Source organism: Roseomonas sp. CECT 9278, from assembly GCF_918698155.1.
Lineage (GTDB): Bacteria > Pseudomonadota > Alphaproteobacteria > Acetobacterales > Acetobacteraceae > Neoroseomonas.
The window spans coordinates 55261-70730 of sequence record NZ_CAKKLX010000001.1 but is presented as its reverse complement, the minus strand read 5'-3'; the positions used below and the strand labels follow the sequence as shown (position 1 = coordinate 70730).

17 protein-coding genes are annotated in these 15470 nt (G+C 69.2%); 10 read left to right on the top strand and 7 right to left on the bottom strand.

The window, feature by feature from the left end; all coding sequences use genetic code 11:
- Positions 1 to 122: 122 nt before the first annotated feature.
- From LQ222_RS00390 to LQ222_RS00370, 5 genes are all read right to left on the bottom strand, one after another.
- The gene (locus tag LQ222_RS00390) at positions 123 to 770 is read right to left on the bottom strand and encodes a pyridoxamine 5'-phosphate oxidase family protein (RefSeq protein ID WP_230163782.1); all 648 of its coding nucleotides are present in this window, start codon (positions 768 to 770) and stop codon (positions 123 to 125) included.
- 154 nt (positions 771 to 924) lie between these two features.
- Positions 925 to 1395, bottom strand: a complete 471-nt coding sequence (locus LQ222_RS00385) for a YHS domain-containing (seleno)protein (RefSeq protein WP_230163781.1) — start codon at positions 1393 to 1395, stop codon at positions 925 to 927.
- 118 nt (positions 1396 to 1513) lie between these two features.
- The gene (locus LQ222_RS00380; RefSeq protein ID WP_230163780.1) at positions 1514 to 1987 is read right to left on the bottom strand and encodes a nuclear transport factor 2 family protein; all 474 of its coding nucleotides are present in this window, start codon (positions 1985 to 1987) and stop codon (positions 1514 to 1516) included.
- 13 nt (positions 1988 to 2000) lie between these two features.
- Complete coding sequence (locus LQ222_RS00375) at positions 2001 to 2963, bottom strand: MBL fold metallo-hydrolase (protein ID WP_230163779.1); 963 nt, start codon at positions 2961 to 2963, stop codon at positions 2001 to 2003.
- A gap of 113 nt (positions 2964 to 3076) precedes the next feature.
- Entirely contained in the window at positions 3077 to 3988 is a 912-nt protein-coding gene (locus LQ222_RS00370) for a LysR family transcriptional regulator (protein ID WP_230163778.1), read from the bottom strand.
- A 434-nt stretch (positions 3989 to 4422) separates the two neighbouring features.
- Between LQ222_RS00370 and LQ222_RS00365 the strand changes: the two genes are divergently transcribed.
- From LQ222_RS00365 to LQ222_RS00340, 5 genes are all read left to right on the top strand, one after another.
- On the top strand, positions 4423 to 5490 hold the full coding sequence (locus LQ222_RS00365) for a vanadium-dependent haloperoxidase (protein WP_230163777.1): 1068 nt from the start codon (positions 4423 to 4425) through the stop codon (positions 5488 to 5490).
- A 213-nt stretch (positions 5491 to 5703) separates the two neighbouring features.
- Positions 5704 to 6702 (top strand): LysR family transcriptional regulator, encoded by a 999-nt coding sequence (locus LQ222_RS00360; RefSeq protein WP_230163776.1) that lies wholly within the window; start codon positions 5704 to 5706, stop codon positions 6700 to 6702.
- A 320-nt stretch (positions 6703 to 7022) separates the two neighbouring features.
- Positions 7023 to 8216, top strand: coding sequence for a bifunctional alpha/beta hydrolase/OsmC family protein (locus tag LQ222_RS00350; protein WP_230163774.1), 1194 nt, complete (start codon positions 7023 to 7025; stop codon positions 8214 to 8216).
- A 127-nt stretch (positions 8217 to 8343) separates the two neighbouring features.
- Positions 8344 to 8892, top strand: a complete 549-nt coding sequence (locus LQ222_RS00345) for a carboxymuconolactone decarboxylase family protein (RefSeq protein ID WP_230163772.1) — start codon at positions 8344 to 8346, stop codon at positions 8890 to 8892.
- 60 nt (positions 8893 to 8952) lie between these two features.
- Positions 8953 to 9570: a glutathione S-transferase family protein gene (locus LQ222_RS00340; protein ID WP_230163770.1), complete on the top strand. Its 618-nt coding sequence runs from the start codon at positions 8953 to 8955 to the stop codon at positions 9568 to 9570.
- A gap of 84 nt (positions 9571 to 9654) precedes the next feature.
- Here LQ222_RS00340 and LQ222_RS00335 read toward each other — a convergent pair whose 3' ends face one another.
- On the bottom strand, positions 9655 to 9801 hold the full coding sequence (locus tag LQ222_RS00335; protein WP_230163768.1) for a hypothetical protein: 147 nt from the start codon (positions 9799 to 9801) through the stop codon (positions 9655 to 9657).
- 190 nt (positions 9802 to 9991) lie between these two features.
- On the opposite strand from LQ222_RS00335, the gene LQ222_RS00330 reads away from it, so the two are divergent.
- The 5 genes from LQ222_RS00330 to LQ222_RS00310 are packed head-to-tail and all read left to right on the top strand — an operon-like array spanning position 9992 to position 13257.
- Positions 9992 to 10591, top strand: a complete 600-nt coding sequence (locus tag LQ222_RS00330) for a TetR/AcrR family transcriptional regulator (protein ID WP_230163767.1) — start codon at positions 9992 to 9994, stop codon at positions 10589 to 10591.
- Complete coding sequence (locus LQ222_RS00325; protein WP_230163766.1) at positions 10588 to 11298, top strand: glutathione binding-like protein; 711 nt, start codon at positions 10588 to 10590, stop codon at positions 11296 to 11298. The genes LQ222_RS00330 and LQ222_RS00325 overlap by 4 nt, the downstream gene beginning before the upstream one ends.
- 16 nt (positions 11299 to 11314) lie before the next feature.
- On the top strand, positions 11315 to 12016 hold the full coding sequence (locus tag LQ222_RS00320; protein WP_230163765.1) for a glutathione S-transferase family protein: 702 nt from the start codon (positions 11315 to 11317) through the stop codon (positions 12014 to 12016).
- 28 nt (positions 12017 to 12044) lie between these two features.
- On the top strand, positions 12045 to 12566 hold the full coding sequence (locus tag LQ222_RS00315; protein ID WP_230163764.1) for a peroxiredoxin-like family protein: 522 nt from the start codon (positions 12045 to 12047) through the stop codon (positions 12564 to 12566).
- A gap of 7 nt (positions 12567 to 12573) precedes the next feature.
- The gene (locus LQ222_RS00310) at positions 12574 to 13257 is read left to right on the top strand and encodes a haloacid dehalogenase type II (RefSeq protein WP_230163763.1); all 684 of its coding nucleotides are present in this window, start codon (positions 12574 to 12576) and stop codon (positions 13255 to 13257) included.
- A 369-nt stretch (positions 13258 to 13626) separates the two neighbouring features.
- Here the strand turns inward: LQ222_RS00310 and LQ222_RS00305 are convergent, their stop codons facing one another.
- Entirely contained in the window at positions 13627 to 15459 is a 1833-nt protein-coding gene (locus LQ222_RS00305; protein ID WP_230163762.1) for a glycoside hydrolase family 55 protein, read from the bottom strand.
- Positions 15460 to 15470: the final 11 nt, after the last annotated feature.

Below are 15470 nucleotides of genomic sequence, written 5' to 3'. Positions count from 1 at the left end.
ACTGGAGCAGCGGTGGGAACCGGATTCCAACCTTCTCTGGTGTTCGTGAGACGCGTCTCGCCGGCTGAGTCAGCTTGCGATGGCCAGACAGAAGCGCAAGCTCGGCGGCAGGGTCGCGCCGATCAAGGCCCCGACGACAAGCGGGCTCCTGCGCCCGGGTCGGAGCCCCCCTCGGCGTCCATCTCGCGCAAGCGCTGCTCCAGAAGCTCAGCGTGGGCACGGAGTGGCGCTACGGCGGCCTCGACCTGCGAAGTCGTGAAGCGCGGCGTGATGTGCTGCGGGCAGTTCCAGTCGAAGCCGACCACCTCGATCAGAAATCCGCGTTCCACCTTGCCCGGATAGCCCGGCGCGGCAAGACGTGCGAGCAGCGCTGGGTCCTCTGTCGCTCGCACGCGGCCGAGCAGCTTGAGCCGCGCGCGATTGGCGTAGTCCATGAAGAAGAAGGCTGCGCGGTCGTCGCCGGCCAGGTTGCCGAGTGAGACATACTGCCGATTGCCGCGGAAGTCGGCAAAGCCGAGCGTCGTCTCGTCAAGCACCCGCACGAAGCCCTCCGGCCCGCCGCGATGCTGCATATAGGGCCATCCAGTCGCACCCACGGTCGCCATGTAGAAGCTGTCGCGCGCGCCGATGAAGGCGGCCTCCTCCGGGCCAAGCCGGTCGGCGTGCTGCTCGCCCCGATCGAACCGCGCATAGCCGGCGCGGCTGCCGTAGCGTTCCTGCTCCGCCTGCACCTGAGGTGTAAAAACCAAATTCATAAAGGCGTGTGCCAATCTGCGTCTCCTACAAGATAAGCTCAGTGTGGCCGGGATGATCGGTCGCGCGCGGTCCGGCCGGTAAGCGGAACAGGCGCTCTGTCTCCACGAACGGCGGGTCGTTGGGGGAGGTGGCGCGGCCAGGCGGCCGCGCCGGTAGCACCCTCAGTGATTAGGCGTTCAGGCGCGGCCAGTTCTGTTCGGCGCGGGCCAGCAGCGTGCTGCGCTCGGCCCGCCAAAGCCCCATCACTCCCGCATTGAAGAAGACGAACAGCTTGTTGTCGCGCACTTCCCAGCCGGCAACCGGGTCGATGGAGAACAGCTTGCCGTTCGCGACACCCCAGGCGCAGAAGCCGCCGAATTGCGGCTCATAGCGCGCCGGGTTGCTTTGGAAGGCGTCTCGGTTTTGCGCGGTCGCGAAGCGGTAGGTGCCGCCATTGCGCGCGACGGTCAGGTCCTCGCGACCGGCGACGGCCGTGCCCGCGAAGTAGGCGACGGGGTCGTAGCCCATCAGCGCCTGGCCGGCATGCATCTGGTTGATGGTGCCGCCCGTGCGCGACTGCGCGAGTGCCAGGGAGGAGCCTCCCAGGGTCGCTGCGGCAATGCCGCCGAGCATGAGGCGGCGGTTGATCATGATGGTCATGGTCTTTTTTCCTGTCTGTCGAGGGGTGTTCGTTCGCGCGGGGGAAACAACACCGCCGCGCCGGTGCCTTGGGCTTGCAGGTCCAGGCGGCGATTGGTCGTCGCAGGCCTTCCCTGCCTCACAGCCCCAGTTCGGTCAGGCCGGGGTGGCCGGCCGGGCGCGGCCCGGGCAGCCAGCGGAACAGGCGCTCGGCGTCGGTGATCGGCTGGTCGTTGATCGAGGCGAAGCGCAGGCGCATCAGCCCGGCTTCGTCGAATTCCCAGTTCTCGTTGCCGTGGCTGCGAAACCACTGGCCGCTGTCGTCGCGCCATTCATAGGCGAAGCGCACTGCGATGCGATCGGCCGTGAAGGCCCAGAGCTCCTTGATCAGCCGGTAGTCCAACTCGCGCACCCATTTCCTCTCCAGAAAGGCGCGGATCTGCTCGCGCCCCTGCGGGAACTCAGCGCGGTTCCGCCAGCGGCTGTCCGCGCTATAGGCCAGCGCCACGCGCGCGGGGTCGCGGCTGTTCCAGGAATCCTCGGCGGCGCGCACCTTCACGACAGCACTCTCGTGCGTGAAGGGCGGCAGCGGGGGGCGGGTCTCGTTGGTCATGGCGCGGCCCGCCTCAGGCCGCGTAGTCGAAATCGGCGGGCAGCCAGGCGCGCCCGCTGCCCGAGCCGACGATGCGCCCGACGCCGGGGAAAGGCATGTGCGTCGCAGCGAGCGGCGCGCCCTCGGCGGCCGCCTGGTCGAAGAAGCGCGCGCGGGACGCATCCGCCGCCGCGCGGTCCTGTTCGAACAGGATGCCGATGCCCGAATGCGCGGGATGCAGGCCGGGGTGGAACAGCATGTCGGCGACCAGCAGCAGGCTCTCGCCGCCATCCTCGATGCGCACGCCGACCTGGCCGGGCGTATGGCCCGCGAGGTCGAAGGTGGTCACGCCGGGGATGATGGTCCGCGGCCCGTCCACGCGCTGCAGGCGCGGATAGAGCCGCACCAGCTCGGCGGCCGCCTGGAAGGAGCTTTTCAGCAGGTCCGGTGCGGCGGCGGCGCGGGCTGGGTCGGTGAAATGCGCAACGTCGCGCCGGTCGGCGAAGACCTCGGCATTCGGGAAGACGCGGCGGCCACCGACCACCAGCCCGGCGATATGGTCCACGTGCAGGTGCGTGGCGATCACCGCCTCCACCTGCTCGGGCCGCACGCCGGCGGCGGCGAGCGCCTGGGGCAGGCGGCCGGTGGTCGGGCTGACCGTGCCGGCCGGGCCGGCATCCACCAGCACGGTGTGGCGACCATCGCGGATCAGCCACTGGGTGAAGCCCGAACGCACGCCGGTGGGTCGCGCGATGTGCAGGCCGCGTGCGGCACCTTCCAGCACATCCGGCGCTATGCCGGTGAACACCGCGTAGGGGAAGTCGATGTAGCCGTCGAGCAGGAAGCTCACCTCGAACCGGCCGACGCGCCGGCGGATGACGGGCGGCGTCGGCGTGGGTGTCGCAGCGGCGGCGATGGTGACGGCAGCAGGGCTTGCGCCCAGCAGCGGCGCGGCGAGCAGGGCGTTGCCGAACAGGCGGCGGGAGAGCAGCGTCATGGGCGGGGTCCTTCCGGGCGGTGCCGCGCTTTGCGGTGCCCGGAGGATTGCGCCGCGGCGGCGCCTGCGGAATGTACGGCGCCGGGAAGACTCCCTTCCGCCGGCGACAATGATCAGGCCGGCGTGGTCGCCAGATGAACGGCAAGGTCGGTGGCGAGGCGCGCGCGCAGCCGCGGCGCGGCGAGGTCCAGGAAGGCGCGCACCTTCGGCGCCACCAGCCGCGCCTGCGGGGTCACCAGGTGGACCGGCACCGCTGGCGGGCTGAACGGCAGCAGCACCGGCACCAGCCGCCCCTCACGGACCGCGCCGGCCACCATGTAGCAGAGTGCCAGGGTAATGCCCTCGTCCGCCTCAGCTGCGGCGATGGCGGCGGCCGCGTCGTTCACCTCGAAGCGCGGCGCGAGGCGCAGCACCGCGCTGCGTCCATCCTGCACGAAGCGCCATTCGCGATTGGGCATCAGGCCGGTGAAGCCGATCACCTCGTGCAGGCGCAGATCGGCCGGCGTTGCTGGCATGCCGCGGCGCGCCAGGTAGTCGGGGCTCGCGACCAGCACTCGCCGGACCCGCCCGACCGTGCGCGCGACAAGGCTGGAATCCGGCAGGTCGCCGATCCGCACCGCGATATCCACGCCCTCCTCAATGAGGTTCACTTGGCGGTCGAGCATGAGCATCGAGACGCTGACGCGCGGATTGGCGCGCAGGTATTCCGCGACCACCGGCGCCACCACATGCCGCCCGAAGGCGACCGATGCGGTGACGGTCAGGTGCCCGGTGGGCAGCGCCAATTCGCCGGTGGCGGCCTTCTCCGCCTCGTCGAGTTCCTGCAGCAGCGTGCGTGCGCGTTCCAGGAAGCGCAGCCCGGCTTCGGTCGGTGCGACGTGGCGCGTCGAGCGGTCGAACAGGCGCACGCCGAGGCGTTCCTCCAGCGCGGCCACGGCGCGGGTGACGACGGGCGGCGAAAGGTGCAGGCGCACGGCGGCCTTGGCAAAGCCGCCGGTCTCGGCGACGGCGACGAATATCTCCATGCCCTGCAAACGGTCCATCGTCGCCCCGCGCATCCGTGATTGCGTTTCGCTCCGGCGCGCAGACTGCGCCATTGCGCCACGGGGAACAATCTCTTGCCGTCGGCGCGCATTCCGCCCCGTCGGCATCGGGAGCAGCCTGCGCGAAGTTTGGCTAGCTCGGGAGAGGGAACACTGTCATGTCCGACCGCTCACACATCCGCCGAAGGGCAATTCGACACCTGGCGACATGGCTTGTCGTGACCGCGGTCGGGGGAAGTGCGTCCACGGGCTCGGCGCAGGTGGCGCCGCCGGCGCATCTGCCACAACTTGCCTCGTCGCCTGGACCCGCGCCCGATACGACGTCAGGCGGCCTTGTCGCGCGTTGGACTTTGGTGACAGACCGCATGGGCGGCGGGATGGCATCCCCCCGGGTGCAGGCGGCGGTTGCCATAGCCATGCATGATGCCTTGAATGCGGTAGTGCCGCGTTACCGCCGCTGGCGACCGGCAGCGGCCGAGGAGGCAACAGGCGAGGGTGCCTCGGCGGAGGTCGCGCTCTCCATGGCGGCTTTCAGTGTGCTGGCCTCGGTCTTTTCGTTGCCGCTCATGCGAGAGGACGCGGAGCCCCTGCTACTGTCAGTTCTGCGCCAAGCAGCGCCCGATCGGCGCCAGGCTGGTCTCGCTCTCGGCACGGCGATCGGCGCCAGCATTGCATCCGATCTGGCGCGCGGACCACACATCAGCCCCTTCCCAGGCGGCGAACGCCCGGGCGAATGGCGGCCCGCGCCTCCGTTCTTTCGCAACGGGAATTTCGAGGACAACCTCCCCTTCATGTTTTCAGGTCGGGATGCTGTCCGGGGCGCGGCGCCTCCCCTGCCGGACAGCCCGCGATTCCGCGCCGATCTGGAGGAAGTGCGTCGTGACGGGGTGCTCGGTTCCGCAACCCGCTCCGAAGCGCAAACGGCTGCGGCCCAATTCTGGGCGGGACAGAGCAGCCAGCGCGGCTTCCTGCATCTGGCACTGCATCTGTTGCAGACAGAGCCGCGCCCGGGCGGATGGTGGGAGGAAGCGCGCACGCTCTCCGCGCTGACGGTCGCACTGACCGACGTTGCCACGCTTGCATGGGCGGAGAAGCGCTTCCACAGTCACTGGCGGCCGATCACCGCCATCCACCAGGGCGGCAATGGGGTGGCGCCTGATCCGGGCTGGCAGCCGTTGGTGTTCACCCCGCCCCATCCGGAATACCCCTCGGGCCATGCTGCGGATTGCGGCGCTGCGGCGGCGGTGCTGGATGCCACCTTCGGGCCGGCACCGCGGGAGATCCTCTATCGCGCGATGGGGCCGATTGATGAGGCCTCACGCCGGTTCGCGAGCTTTCAAGCGGCCGCAGCGGAGTGCGCGGCGAGCCGAGTCTGGGCTGGCGCGCATTTCCGCTTTTCCAACGAGGAAGGGCTGCGCATCGGCCGCGTTGTCGCGATGCGCGCCATCCAGCAGGTGCAGGCCCTGAAGGCGTCACCTCGGTGAGCGCATGGGGATGTGCGGCGCGTCGGGCGCCGATCCGCCCCTGAATGGCGCGTTTGTGAGCGGCTCTGAAAGACAGCCGGTTCATCCGAACAGCCGGTGGCGGGTGGCGTGAGGCGCTGGCTGGACAAGGCAGCACCGGGCGGGACCGCGTGGCGCAACCTTTATGCCTAAACCTGCAAGCCGCGACCGCGCGAGAAGAGGGACTTCGATGACATGGACCTGGTGCAGATCCGTCACTTCCTCGCACTTGCGTGCAGGCTAAACTTCACGCGCGCCGCGGCGGATTGCAACACCACGCAGCCAACATTGTCGCGTTCGATCCAGCGGCTCGAGGATGTGCTTGGCGGCCCGCTCGTGCGGCGCGAAAGGTCGCTCACCCAGCTCACCGAACTCGGACGCGCCATGCTGCCGCTGTTGCAGAGCACGCATGATGCGGCGGAGGCCGTGCGCACTCATGCCGCCGCCCACCGTTGCGTGGGGGGTTCCGCGGCGCTTCGCATCGGCCTCGCGCCATCCGTCCCGGTCTGTAACTTCTCCGCCCTGTTCATGGAGGTCGCAACGCGGGTTCGAGGGTTCGAGATGAACCTGCGGCGAACGCGCTCGCCCGAGTTGGTGGAGGCGATGCTGCATGGGACGCTGGACCTCGCTGTGCTTCCGGAAAGCGAGGCGTTGCCCGACCGTCTGAACACCTGGCCGCTCTGGCAGGAGAGCGTTGCGGTGGTCTTGCCCGAGGGTCACCGCCTGGCAGCCCATGAACAGGTTGAGGCCGCCGAGTTGGAAGGTGAGACACTGGTGGAGGCCGAACCGCCCGCTGCTTGCGCCTTCGTTCCGCGGGGGCTTGCGTCGAAGTACGGGCTCAGGCTGCGTGCCGTGCATCGTGGGGAAGAGGCGGAGGTTGGGCTGCTCGTCGCACTCGGCCTTGGCATCGCGCTTGTCCCGGCCGGCACGATCCTGCCGCGCGGTGCGGTGATGCGTCCGCTGGTAGCGCCGGCGTTCGACTACCGGGTGCTGCTCTGCGCCGTGGCAGGACGGCCGATGAACCGCGCCGGCCGCGCCTTCGTGAAGCTCGCGCGGGCGACGCTGGATGGAACGAGACCGCCGGAGACGCTGCACGAGGAGCAGATGGAGCGCAGTATGGGGATGGCGGCGAACCCGCTGGTGCTCGCCAGGCCAACCGTGATGTGGCCGGCCAATGGCTCTGAGCATGTGTAGAAGTCTGGATTCGATCTGACGGTTATGGACTTGGCGTGGCGAGTGTCCACCGGGTCGAAGCCGTCGGGCGGCGTGGGTCAATCGGCCTCGCCGTTCTGCTGTTTTCCGCGCGCAAGCGACCGGCTGTCCAGGACAGTCTGCATCGGGGTCTTGCCGAAGCACCGGCGGCCCTGGTGGGTGCGCGCCGGATCGTAGTGGCTCGGGGAAGGATCGCGGCCGAAATCCGCAACGGTGTCTTGCCACGAGCGGCGCTTCCGACCGCGGCACGGTGCGCGCATCTCGCCGACAGGCGGCGCCCTTCGCCGCACGGAGAATGGACGATGCCGACCACCGAGCACTTCGACTTCGACAATCCCCGCGGACAGCGCCTGTCCGGGCGCCTCGAACGACCAGCCGGCATGCCGCGCGCGGTCGCGCTGCTCGTGCACTGCTTCACCTGCGGCAAGGACTCCACCGCGGCGACGCGGCTTGCGCGTGCGCTGGCGGCGGATGGCCTCGCGGTCCTGCGCTTCGACATGACCGGGATCGGCGGGAGCGAGGGCGAGTTCGCAGAGACGAGCTTCAGCTCCAACCTCGACGACATCGCTGCCGCGGCGTCGGCGCTGTCGGGGCGCGTCGCGTCGGTGTCGCTGCTGATCGGCCATAGCTTCGGCGGGGCAGCGGTCCTCGCCGTCGCCTCGCGGCTGCCGGAGATGCGCGCCGTGGTTACCATCGGCGCACCCTTCGACATCGCGCGCATCACCCGTCACTTCGACGCCGCGTTGCCTGCGATCGAGGCTTCCGGCCGTGCCGAGGTGGTGCTTGGTGGCCGATCCCTCGTGATCGGCCACGGCTTCGTCGTCGATCTCGCCCGGCACCGACAGGCCGAGCGGATCGCATCGCTTGGCCGTCCGCTCGCCGTGCTGCACGCGCCAGGCGACAGGGTGGTGGACGCTGCCGAGGCGGAGCGCATCCTGGCTGCGGCGCGGCACCCGAAGACGCTGGTCGCGCTCGACGGTGCGGACCACTTCCTCTCCGGCCCCGGCGATGCGGCGCGGGCGGCACGCATCATCCTCGCCTGGGCCGATCCCTACTTCCCGCAGCGCATGGCGGAAGCGCCGGTCGAGGGCGTGATCGTGCGCGAGACCGGCGCCGGCGCCTTCCGCAACGAGGTTCGCAGCGGCACGCACCGGCTGCTTGCCGACGAGCCGGAGCGGCTGGGCGGCGGCGGCACCGGGCCGGGCCCCTACGACCTGCTGCTCGCCTCGCTCGGCGCCTGCACCTCGATGACGCTGCGCATGTATGCGGACCGCAAAGGTTGGCCCCTGGAGGGCGTCGAGGTCGAACTCGACCACGCCAAGGTGCCGGCCACCGATGGGTCGGGGAAGGCCGACGACATCGAGATCGGCGTCCGCCTGATCGGGCCGCTCGACGAGGCGCAGCGTGCGCGGCTGCTGGAGATCGCGGACCACTGCCCGGTGCACCGCACGCTGGAAGGCGAGGTGCGCATGCGGACCCACGCGCTGCCTGCGTGAGCGCCATTGCGGCGCGCGGAACTGTCTCTTGCCGAGGATGCGCGTTCCGGTGCGGCGCGGCGGGGCCTAGTTGATCAGCACCGCCGGGCGCAGCGCCCGACGCGCCATCCAACAAGGAGAGACCACCATGTCCCGCATTCCGACCCCCGCCAGCGTCGCCGCTGCTCCCGAGGCCGCGCAGCCGCTGCTGAACGCCGTGCAGAAGCAGCTCGGCGTGGTGCCGAACCTGTTCCGCCTGGTCGCGAACTCGCCGGCCGCCCTTGAGGGCTATCTCGGCCTGAACGGCGCGCTGGCGAAGGGCAGCCTGGACGCCCGCACGCGCGAGCGCATCGCGCTGGCCGTCGCCCAGGTCAATGGCTGCAGCTACTGCCTCTCAGCGCACAGCTACATCGGCAAGAACATGGCGAAGCTCGACGATGCCGAGATCGCAGCGAACATTGCCGGCGGCTCGACCGATCCGCGCGCCGATGCGGCGGTGCGCTTCGCCGTGAAGGTCGTGGAACAGCGCGGCCATGTCTCCGACACGGATCTCGCGGCGGTGCGCATGGCCGGCTACTCCGACGCGCAGCTCGTCGAGATCGTTGTGCATGTCGCGCTCAACACGCTGACCAACTACGTCAACAATGTCGGCGGCACGGAGATCGACTTCCCGGTGGTGCAGGCGCGCGTCGCCTGACCGCATCACGCGCCCCGGCCGCAGTGTCGGGGCGCATCCTCCGCAGAAGGACAAGCACCCATGCTCGACATCCACACGGCGCCGACGCCGAACGGCATCAAGATCCCGATCGCGGCGGAGGAGCTCGGCATCCCCTATCGCATCATCCGGCTGCAGCTTTCGCGCGGCGACCAGAAGCAGCCCGACTTCCTCGCCATCAATCCGAACGGGCGCATCCCGGCGGTGGTGGACCACGACGTGCCGGGCGGCCCGCTGGCGGTGTTCGAGTCGGGGGCCATCCTGTTGCACCTGGCCGAGACACGGGGCGGGTTGATCGCGCCGGGCGTCGCGGGACGGGCAGCGACCATGGGCTGGCTGTTTCTCCAGGTGGGCGGGCTCGGTCCGAACTTCGGCAATGCCGGCCACTTCCTGGGCGGTGCGCCCGAGCAGATTCCCTATGCCATTGACCGCTTCCAGGGAGAGGCACGGCGTCACCTGGAGGTTCTGGAGCGGCGCCTCGAAACGCAGGACTGGCTCGATGGCCACGGCTACTCGGTGGCCGACATCGCGCATTTTTGCTGGGTGCGCTCGGCGGGCTATGCCGGCCTGACGCTCGATGACACGCCGAGCCTCGCGAAGTGGGCGGGGCGCATCGCGGCCAGGCCGGCCGTGATACGCGCCTTGGCTGCCATCGGCTGAGCATTGTCGGCCAAAGGGTCGCGCCGCGGCGGCGCCTGCGGAATGTACGGCGTCGGGAACACTCCCTTCCGCCCGCGACAATGATCAGGCCGGCGTGGTCGCCAGATGAACGGCAAGGTCGGTGGCGAGGCGAACGGCAAGGTCGGTGGCGAGGCGGGCGCGCAGCCGCGGCGCGGCGAGGTCCAGGAAGGCGCGCACCTTCGGCGCCACCAGCCGCGCCTGCGGGGTCATGGCAGTCGAGCACGAAGGCGATGCTGATGGTATCGAGCGAGGCGTCCGCGATATCGCCCCGGCGCGCACCCGCACGATGAGTTCGCTAAGCCTCGATAGAAGGTTACGGGGCGGCGTTGAAATTTCGGGACTTGCCGACGTTCGCAGGCGTTCTAAAACGTCCGCTCTAGAATAGGAGTGCCGCTTCCTGATGGCACGTGCCCGTGAGTTCGACGACGACGCAGTCCTCGACGCCGCCACAGACCGCTTTTGGCGGCAGGGCTACGCCGCGACCTCGGTGCGCGACCTCGGTGCGGCGATGGGGCTTGTGCCGGCGAGCCTCTACAACGCGTTTGGCAGCAAGCACGCCCTGTTCGCGCTCTGCCTCGACCGTTACCTCGACCGCAACATGCGGGAACGGATCGCGCGCCTGGAAGCAAGGCAGACACCGCGCGTGGCCATCGAGACTTTCATGAACGAGATCGTGGCGCGTTCCCTGGCCGATCCGCGCGGCTGCCTGCTGGTCAATTCGGCTTTGGAAGTGGCGCCGCATGATGCGGAGATCGGTACCGTCATCGCCGCGCGGCTTGGTGAGTTGGAGGCGTTCTTTCACCGTTGTGTCCTTGCGGGGCAGCGCGATGGGAGCATCGCCGCGGCGCCGCCCGCGCGCGACCTCGCACGGCTGCTGCTGACCACCGTAATGGGCTTGCGCGTGCTGGCGCGCAGCAAGCCGGAGCCTGTCCTGCTGCGCGGCGCCGCACGCCAGGTTCTGGCGCTGCTCGATCCCCCATTCGCGGAGCAATCGACATGATCGACCTGCACTACTGGACCACGCCGAACGGCCACAAGGTGACCATGTTCCTGGAGGAGGCGGGCCTGCCCTACCGCATCATTCCGGTGAACATTTCCGCCGGCGACCAGTTCAAGCCGGAGTTCCTGGCGATCGCGCCGAACAACCGTATCCCCGCCATCGTCGACCACGCGCCTGCCGATGGTGGCGCGCCGGTGTCATTGTTCGAAAGCGGCGCCATCCTGCTCTATCTCGCCGACAAGATCGGCCGCTTCGTGCCGCCCGCCAGCAACATCCGCGGCCGCGCCGAGGTGCTGCAATGGCTGTTCTGGCAGATGGGCGGACTCGGCCCGATGGCCGGCCAGAACCACCATTTCAGCCAGTACGCGCCGGAGAAAATCCCCTACGCGATCAACCGCTATGTCAACGAGACCGGGCGGCTCTATGGCGTGCTGAACAAGCGGCTGGCCGATCGTGAATTCATGGCCGGCGCCGACTACTCCATCGCCGACATGGCGAGCTACCCCTGGATCGTGCCGCATGCGCGCCAGGGCCAGAACCTCGACGACTTCCCACACCTCGCGCGCTGGTTCGCCGCCATCAAGGCGCGGCCCGCGACCGAGCGCGCCTATGCCCGCGCGGCCGAGGTGAACACCGCACCCACGGTCAGCGCTGCCTCGGCCGCACTGCTGTTTGGCCAGACCGCCGCAACCATAGCCAAGAGCTGACACAGGAGACGCACCCATGATCCGTTTCTATTTCCACCCGACGCCGAACCCCGCGAAGGTCGCGCTGTTCCTGGAAGAAGCCGGCCTCGCCTATGAGGCCTTGCCGGTGGACACGATGAAGGGCGAGCAGCACGCGCCGGCGTTCCGGGCCATCAACCCCAACGGCAAGGTGCCCGCGATCGTCGATACCGAGGGCCCGGGCGGCGCCGAGGCGCGTGTCTTCGACAGCAGCGCCATCCTGCTCTACCTCGGCGACAAGACCGGGCAGTTCCTGGGCACGCCCGCGGACCGGCCGGAATTGCTCTCCTGGCTGTTCTTCATCGCCTCAGGTCTTGGTCCATTCTCCGGCCAGGCCGTGCATTTCCAATGGGCCGCGCCCGAGGGGCTCGACTATGCGCGCAACCGCTACCGGCGCGAGGCCGAGCGGCATTACCAGGTGCTGGAAGACCACCTCACCGGGCGCGAATTCGTCGTGGGCGACGGCTACACCATCGCCGACATGTCGGCCTGGGGCTGGATCGACCGCGCATCCCGCGTGATGAAGGGCGAGGCCGATCCGCTTGCGGCGTTCCCGAACATCAAGCGCTGGTTCCAGGGCATTGATGCACGGCCTGCGGTGGCGCGCGCGCGCGCCGTCGGCAAGGACCATGCGTTCAAGAAGGATTCCGACGAGCAGTCGAAGCGGGCGATGTTCCCGTCCAACTACGCAGCTGCCTGAACCTCGCCGCCATCAAGGACATCGCATCATGACCCACGCCACGAAACTGGCTGCCGGCGCCACCTTTCCCGCGATCACCGTTCCGCGCCTCGGCGGCGGGGAGATTGCTCCCGCGTCGATGGAAGGCTGGCGCCTGCTGGTCGTCTACCGCGGCAAGCACTGCCCGCTGTGCAAGCCCTATCTCGGCACACTCGATAAGCTGACCGAGGAGTTCGAGGCGGCCGGGGTCTCGGTGCTCGCGATCTCGGCGGACCCTGAGGAAAAGGCGCAGGCCGACCATGCCGAGTTCGGCTGGCGCTTCCCGCTCGGCTACGGCCTCACGGTGGCGCAGATGCAGTCACTGGGTCTCTACGTTTCGAACCCGCGTTCGCCGCAGGAAACCGATCGGCCGTTCTCGGAGCCTGGCCTGTTTCTGATCAACCCCGCCGGACAGGTGCAGCTGATCGACATCTCCAACGCACCCTTCGCGCGTCCCGACCTCGCCGGCATCGCCCGCGGCGCAAAGCGCATCCAGGAGATGAACTATCCGATCCGCGGCACGCTGGTCTGATCGCGCCATGCTGACCGGCATCCGCGCCTGCGTCTTCGATGCCTATGGCACGCTGTTCGACTTTGCCTCGGCGGCAGCCGGCTGCGCCGACGTGCTGGGTGACAAGGCCGGTCCGCTGACGGCGCTGTGGCGGGACAAGCAGCTGCAATACTCCTGGCTGCGCGGGCTGCAGGGCCGCTACGTGCCGTTCTGGCAGGTCACGGGCGACGCCCTGGACTTCGCGCTGGAGACACTCGGCCTGCCGGCGGACGGGCCGCTTCGCGAGCGTCTGATGAACCTGTACCGCACGCTCGGCCCCTTCCCCGAAGTGCCCGGCGTGCTCCGGGCGCTGCGCGAGGCGGGTTTTGCCACCGCCATCCTGTCGAATGGCTCGCCGGATATGCTGGCGAGCGCGGTGGAGGGCGCCGGGCTCGCAGGGGCCTTCGATGCGGTGATCTCGGTGGATGAGGTCGGCAACTTCAAGCCGGACCCTCGCGTCTATCAACGCGCGGTCGACCGGCTCGGTGTGCCGGCGGAGGCGATTGCCTTTCAATCCTCCAATGCCTGGGATGCGCATGCCGCTTCTGCCTTCGGCATGCGCGTCGTGTGGTGCAACCGCTACAGCCAGCGGCGCGAACGGCTGCCCGGGAAACCGGACCACGAAGTCCATAGCCTTGCCGAGCTGCCGGCATTGCTTGCGACGCAGGGATAGCGCCGAGTCAGGAGATGCGGGGGCGTCGCATACCGCAGCCGCCATCGACGTGCGGATCGGTGGTCCTCTGGCTCCATCCTTACGAGCCGGACCTGGCGCCGCGTGGTTCGCTATTCGCTACGCATCGCTGAGCGTGACCAACGTGGCGTACCTGGCCTATGCTCAGCGCCGATGGGGACCCGGACCCGAAAGCGCGGGGACCGCTGGAGACGCTGCACGAGGGGCAGATCGATGGCTGTGGTGGGAATGGCGGCGAACCCGCTGGTGCCCACCAGGCCGGCCATCATAGGGCAGGCCGAGAGGGATGGGGCGTGCCCAGCATGGTGGAGCGGCTGGGCACGCCTATCCGCCTGTAACGGGCCGATGAGTTTACGGCACCCGCCGCTTCACCACCTGAACCGCCAGCGCCGCCGCGGCGAGGTCCACCGTCGACGCGCTCACATTCCGCGCCGTGACGCGCACGCTGTTGTTGCTCCAGACATGGCAGTCCAGCACGAAGGCGATGCTGCTGGTGTCGAGCGAGGCATCGGCGAAGTCGCCGCGCCGCGCACCCGGCACGGTCACATCGATGTTCGCCGTGGCGCCGGCCGTGAGGCTCGGCAGGTCCCAGGTCGTCTCCAGCGCCAGGCTGCGGGTGCCGATCGGCACCGAGGGGCAGGCATAGAGCACCGCCGGCGCCGCCTCCGGCAGCCCGAACAGCCGCAGCGCCTCAAGCTCGATCTGGCCGTCGAAGCCCACGATCCCGACCTGCGCAAACGCCACGCCGGCGCCGACGTGGATCGTCTGCCGCCGGTTGAGCGAGGCATCGGCCATCACCGCGCCAGCGTTCCAGCCCTTCGCCGGTGCATTCCACTGCATGGTCGTGCCGGAGGCCAGCACGTCGCCTGCGATGTTCTCCCGCACATTCGCCGCGCCGTCGAACACCCGCACGAAGAGCCGCCCGCCATCGACGCCGCCGACCAGCCAATGTGCCAGCGCGAACTCCTTTGCCGAGGAGGTGTCCACCACGAAGGCCATGCCGCGGTTGGCATCCAGCAGCAGCCCGCGCGCGGTTGCGGTGATTCCGTCCAGCCCGTTGAAGCATAGCCCCGCCAGCGTGGTCGCCGCGGTGGTCGAGGTCGCCAGCGTCGCCAGCTTCTCCACGCCGATCTCGGTCCCGCTCTGCCGGAAGGCGGCTGCGCGCAGGTTTGGCACCGCCTCCAGCACCCGCAGCAGCCGCGACGCCGGCGCGCGATGCCGGTTGATCACCGCATTGCCGGCGCGGTCGGCGGTCGCGGTGTAGTCGATCCGCACCGCATAGGTATTGGCCCAGGCCACCTCGTACTCGCAGTCGGTCGCGCTTCCGGTGTGCCGTGCGACGATCGGCGAGCAGGCTTCCATGCGCAGCGCGCGCCCGATGATGGCGGTGCCGTCCGTCTCGTTCAGGAAGGGGATGGCGACGTTCGGGTCGAGCTGCCGCAGCTCGAAGTTCGGCCCGTCAAAGACGTGGCGGTTGTGGTTGTTGTAACCGCCAGCCCCGCGTGAGAAGCGGATGCCGTAGCGGTCGATGGTCGGGTTGATGCCGGTGGCGAGGGCGAAATGGCCGCCGTAGTATCGGATGGAGGTGTTCCACGCCGTCGCCGTCTCGGCGCGGATGTCGAGGCCGTAGCGGTTGTTCAGGATGCGCAGCAGGTGGAAGGTGCTGTCCTCCACGCCACGGCCATCGCCGAGGGTCCGCATGCCGATGGTGAAGCCTGATACGAGGCGCAGCTCGACCACCGAGGCATCGATGTTGCGGACCAGGATGCCGATATCGGCCTCGGAGGCCCAGTCGGACTGCGTCTGCCGCACCACCTGCAGCCCGGCATAGAGCTTCTCGCCGTTGCGCGTGGTGCCACCATCGCCGAGCGTCAGCACGGTGGCCGGGGCGTTGGCAGCGCCGGTGTAGCGGATGACGCCGCGCATGATCAGCCCGCGTGCGCCACCACCGAGTGTGACGCCGCTGCCCACGTTCCAGGTGCCGGGCGGGATGACCGCAAACTTCCCATCCGCCGCGGCACGATCGAAGCAGGCCTGGATGGCCGTGCGATCGTTCGCCACGCCATCGCCGAGCCCACCGAAGTCGGTCGGCAGCACCGCCTCGCGGTCGCGCAGGTACTTTGCGAAGTCGCTCTTGTTGAGGTTGGCGTTGAGGACCAGCAGGTCGTCGATGCGCGCCGGCATGGCGTTCTCCG

Coding starts and splice junctions, on each gene's coding strand:
- LQ222_RS00385 (WP_230163781.1), bottom strand. CDS start 1,395: ATGACCATCATGATCAACCGCCGCCTCATGCTCGGCGGCATTGCCGCA.
- LQ222_RS00380 (WP_230163780.1), bottom strand. CDS start 1,987: ATGACCAACGAGACCCGCCCCCCGCTGCCGCCCTTCACGCACGAGAGT.
- LQ222_RS00375 (WP_230163779.1), bottom strand. CDS start 2,963: ATGACGCTGCTCTCCCGCCGCCTGTTCGGCAACGCCCTGCTCGCCGCG.
- LQ222_RS00370 (WP_230163778.1), bottom strand. CDS start 3,988: ATGGAGATATTCGTCGCCGTCGCCGAGACCGGCGGCTTTGCCAAGGCC.
- LQ222_RS00365 (WP_230163777.1), top strand. CDS start 4,423: ATGCATGATGCCTTGAATGCGGTAGTGCCGCGTTACCGCCGCTGGCGA.
- LQ222_RS00360 (WP_230163776.1), top strand. CDS start 5,704: ATGGACCTGGTGCAGATCCGTCACTTCCTCGCACTTGCGTGCAGGCTA.
- LQ222_RS00350 (WP_230163774.1), top strand. CDS start 7,023: ATGCCGACCACCGAGCACTTCGACTTCGACAATCCCCGCGGACAGCGC.
- LQ222_RS00345 (WP_230163772.1), top strand. CDS start 8,344: ATGTCCCGCATTCCGACCCCCGCCAGCGTCGCCGCTGCTCCCGAGGCC.
- LQ222_RS00340 (WP_230163770.1), top strand. CDS start 8,953: ATGCTCGACATCCACACGGCGCCGACGCCGAACGGCATCAAGATCCCG.
- LQ222_RS00335 (WP_230163768.1), bottom strand. CDS start 9,801: ATGACCCCGCAGGCGCGGCTGGTGGCGCCGAAGGTGCGCGCCTTCCTG.
- LQ222_RS00330 (WP_230163767.1), top strand. CDS start 9,992: ATGGCACGTGCCCGTGAGTTCGACGACGACGCAGTCCTCGACGCCGCC.
- LQ222_RS00325 (WP_230163766.1), top strand. CDS start 10,588: ATGATCGACCTGCACTACTGGACCACGCCGAACGGCCACAAGGTGACC.
- LQ222_RS00320 (WP_230163765.1), top strand. CDS start 11,315: ATGATCCGTTTCTATTTCCACCCGACGCCGAACCCCGCGAAGGTCGCG.
- LQ222_RS00315 (WP_230163764.1), top strand. CDS start 12,045: ATGACCCACGCCACGAAACTGGCTGCCGGCGCCACCTTTCCCGCGATC.
- LQ222_RS00310 (WP_230163763.1), top strand. CDS start 12,574: ATGCTGACCGGCATCCGCGCCTGCGTCTTCGATGCCTATGGCACGCTG.
- LQ222_RS00305 (WP_230163762.1), bottom strand. CDS start 15,459: ATGCCGGCGCGCATCGACGACCTGCTGGTCCTCAACGCCAACCTCAAC.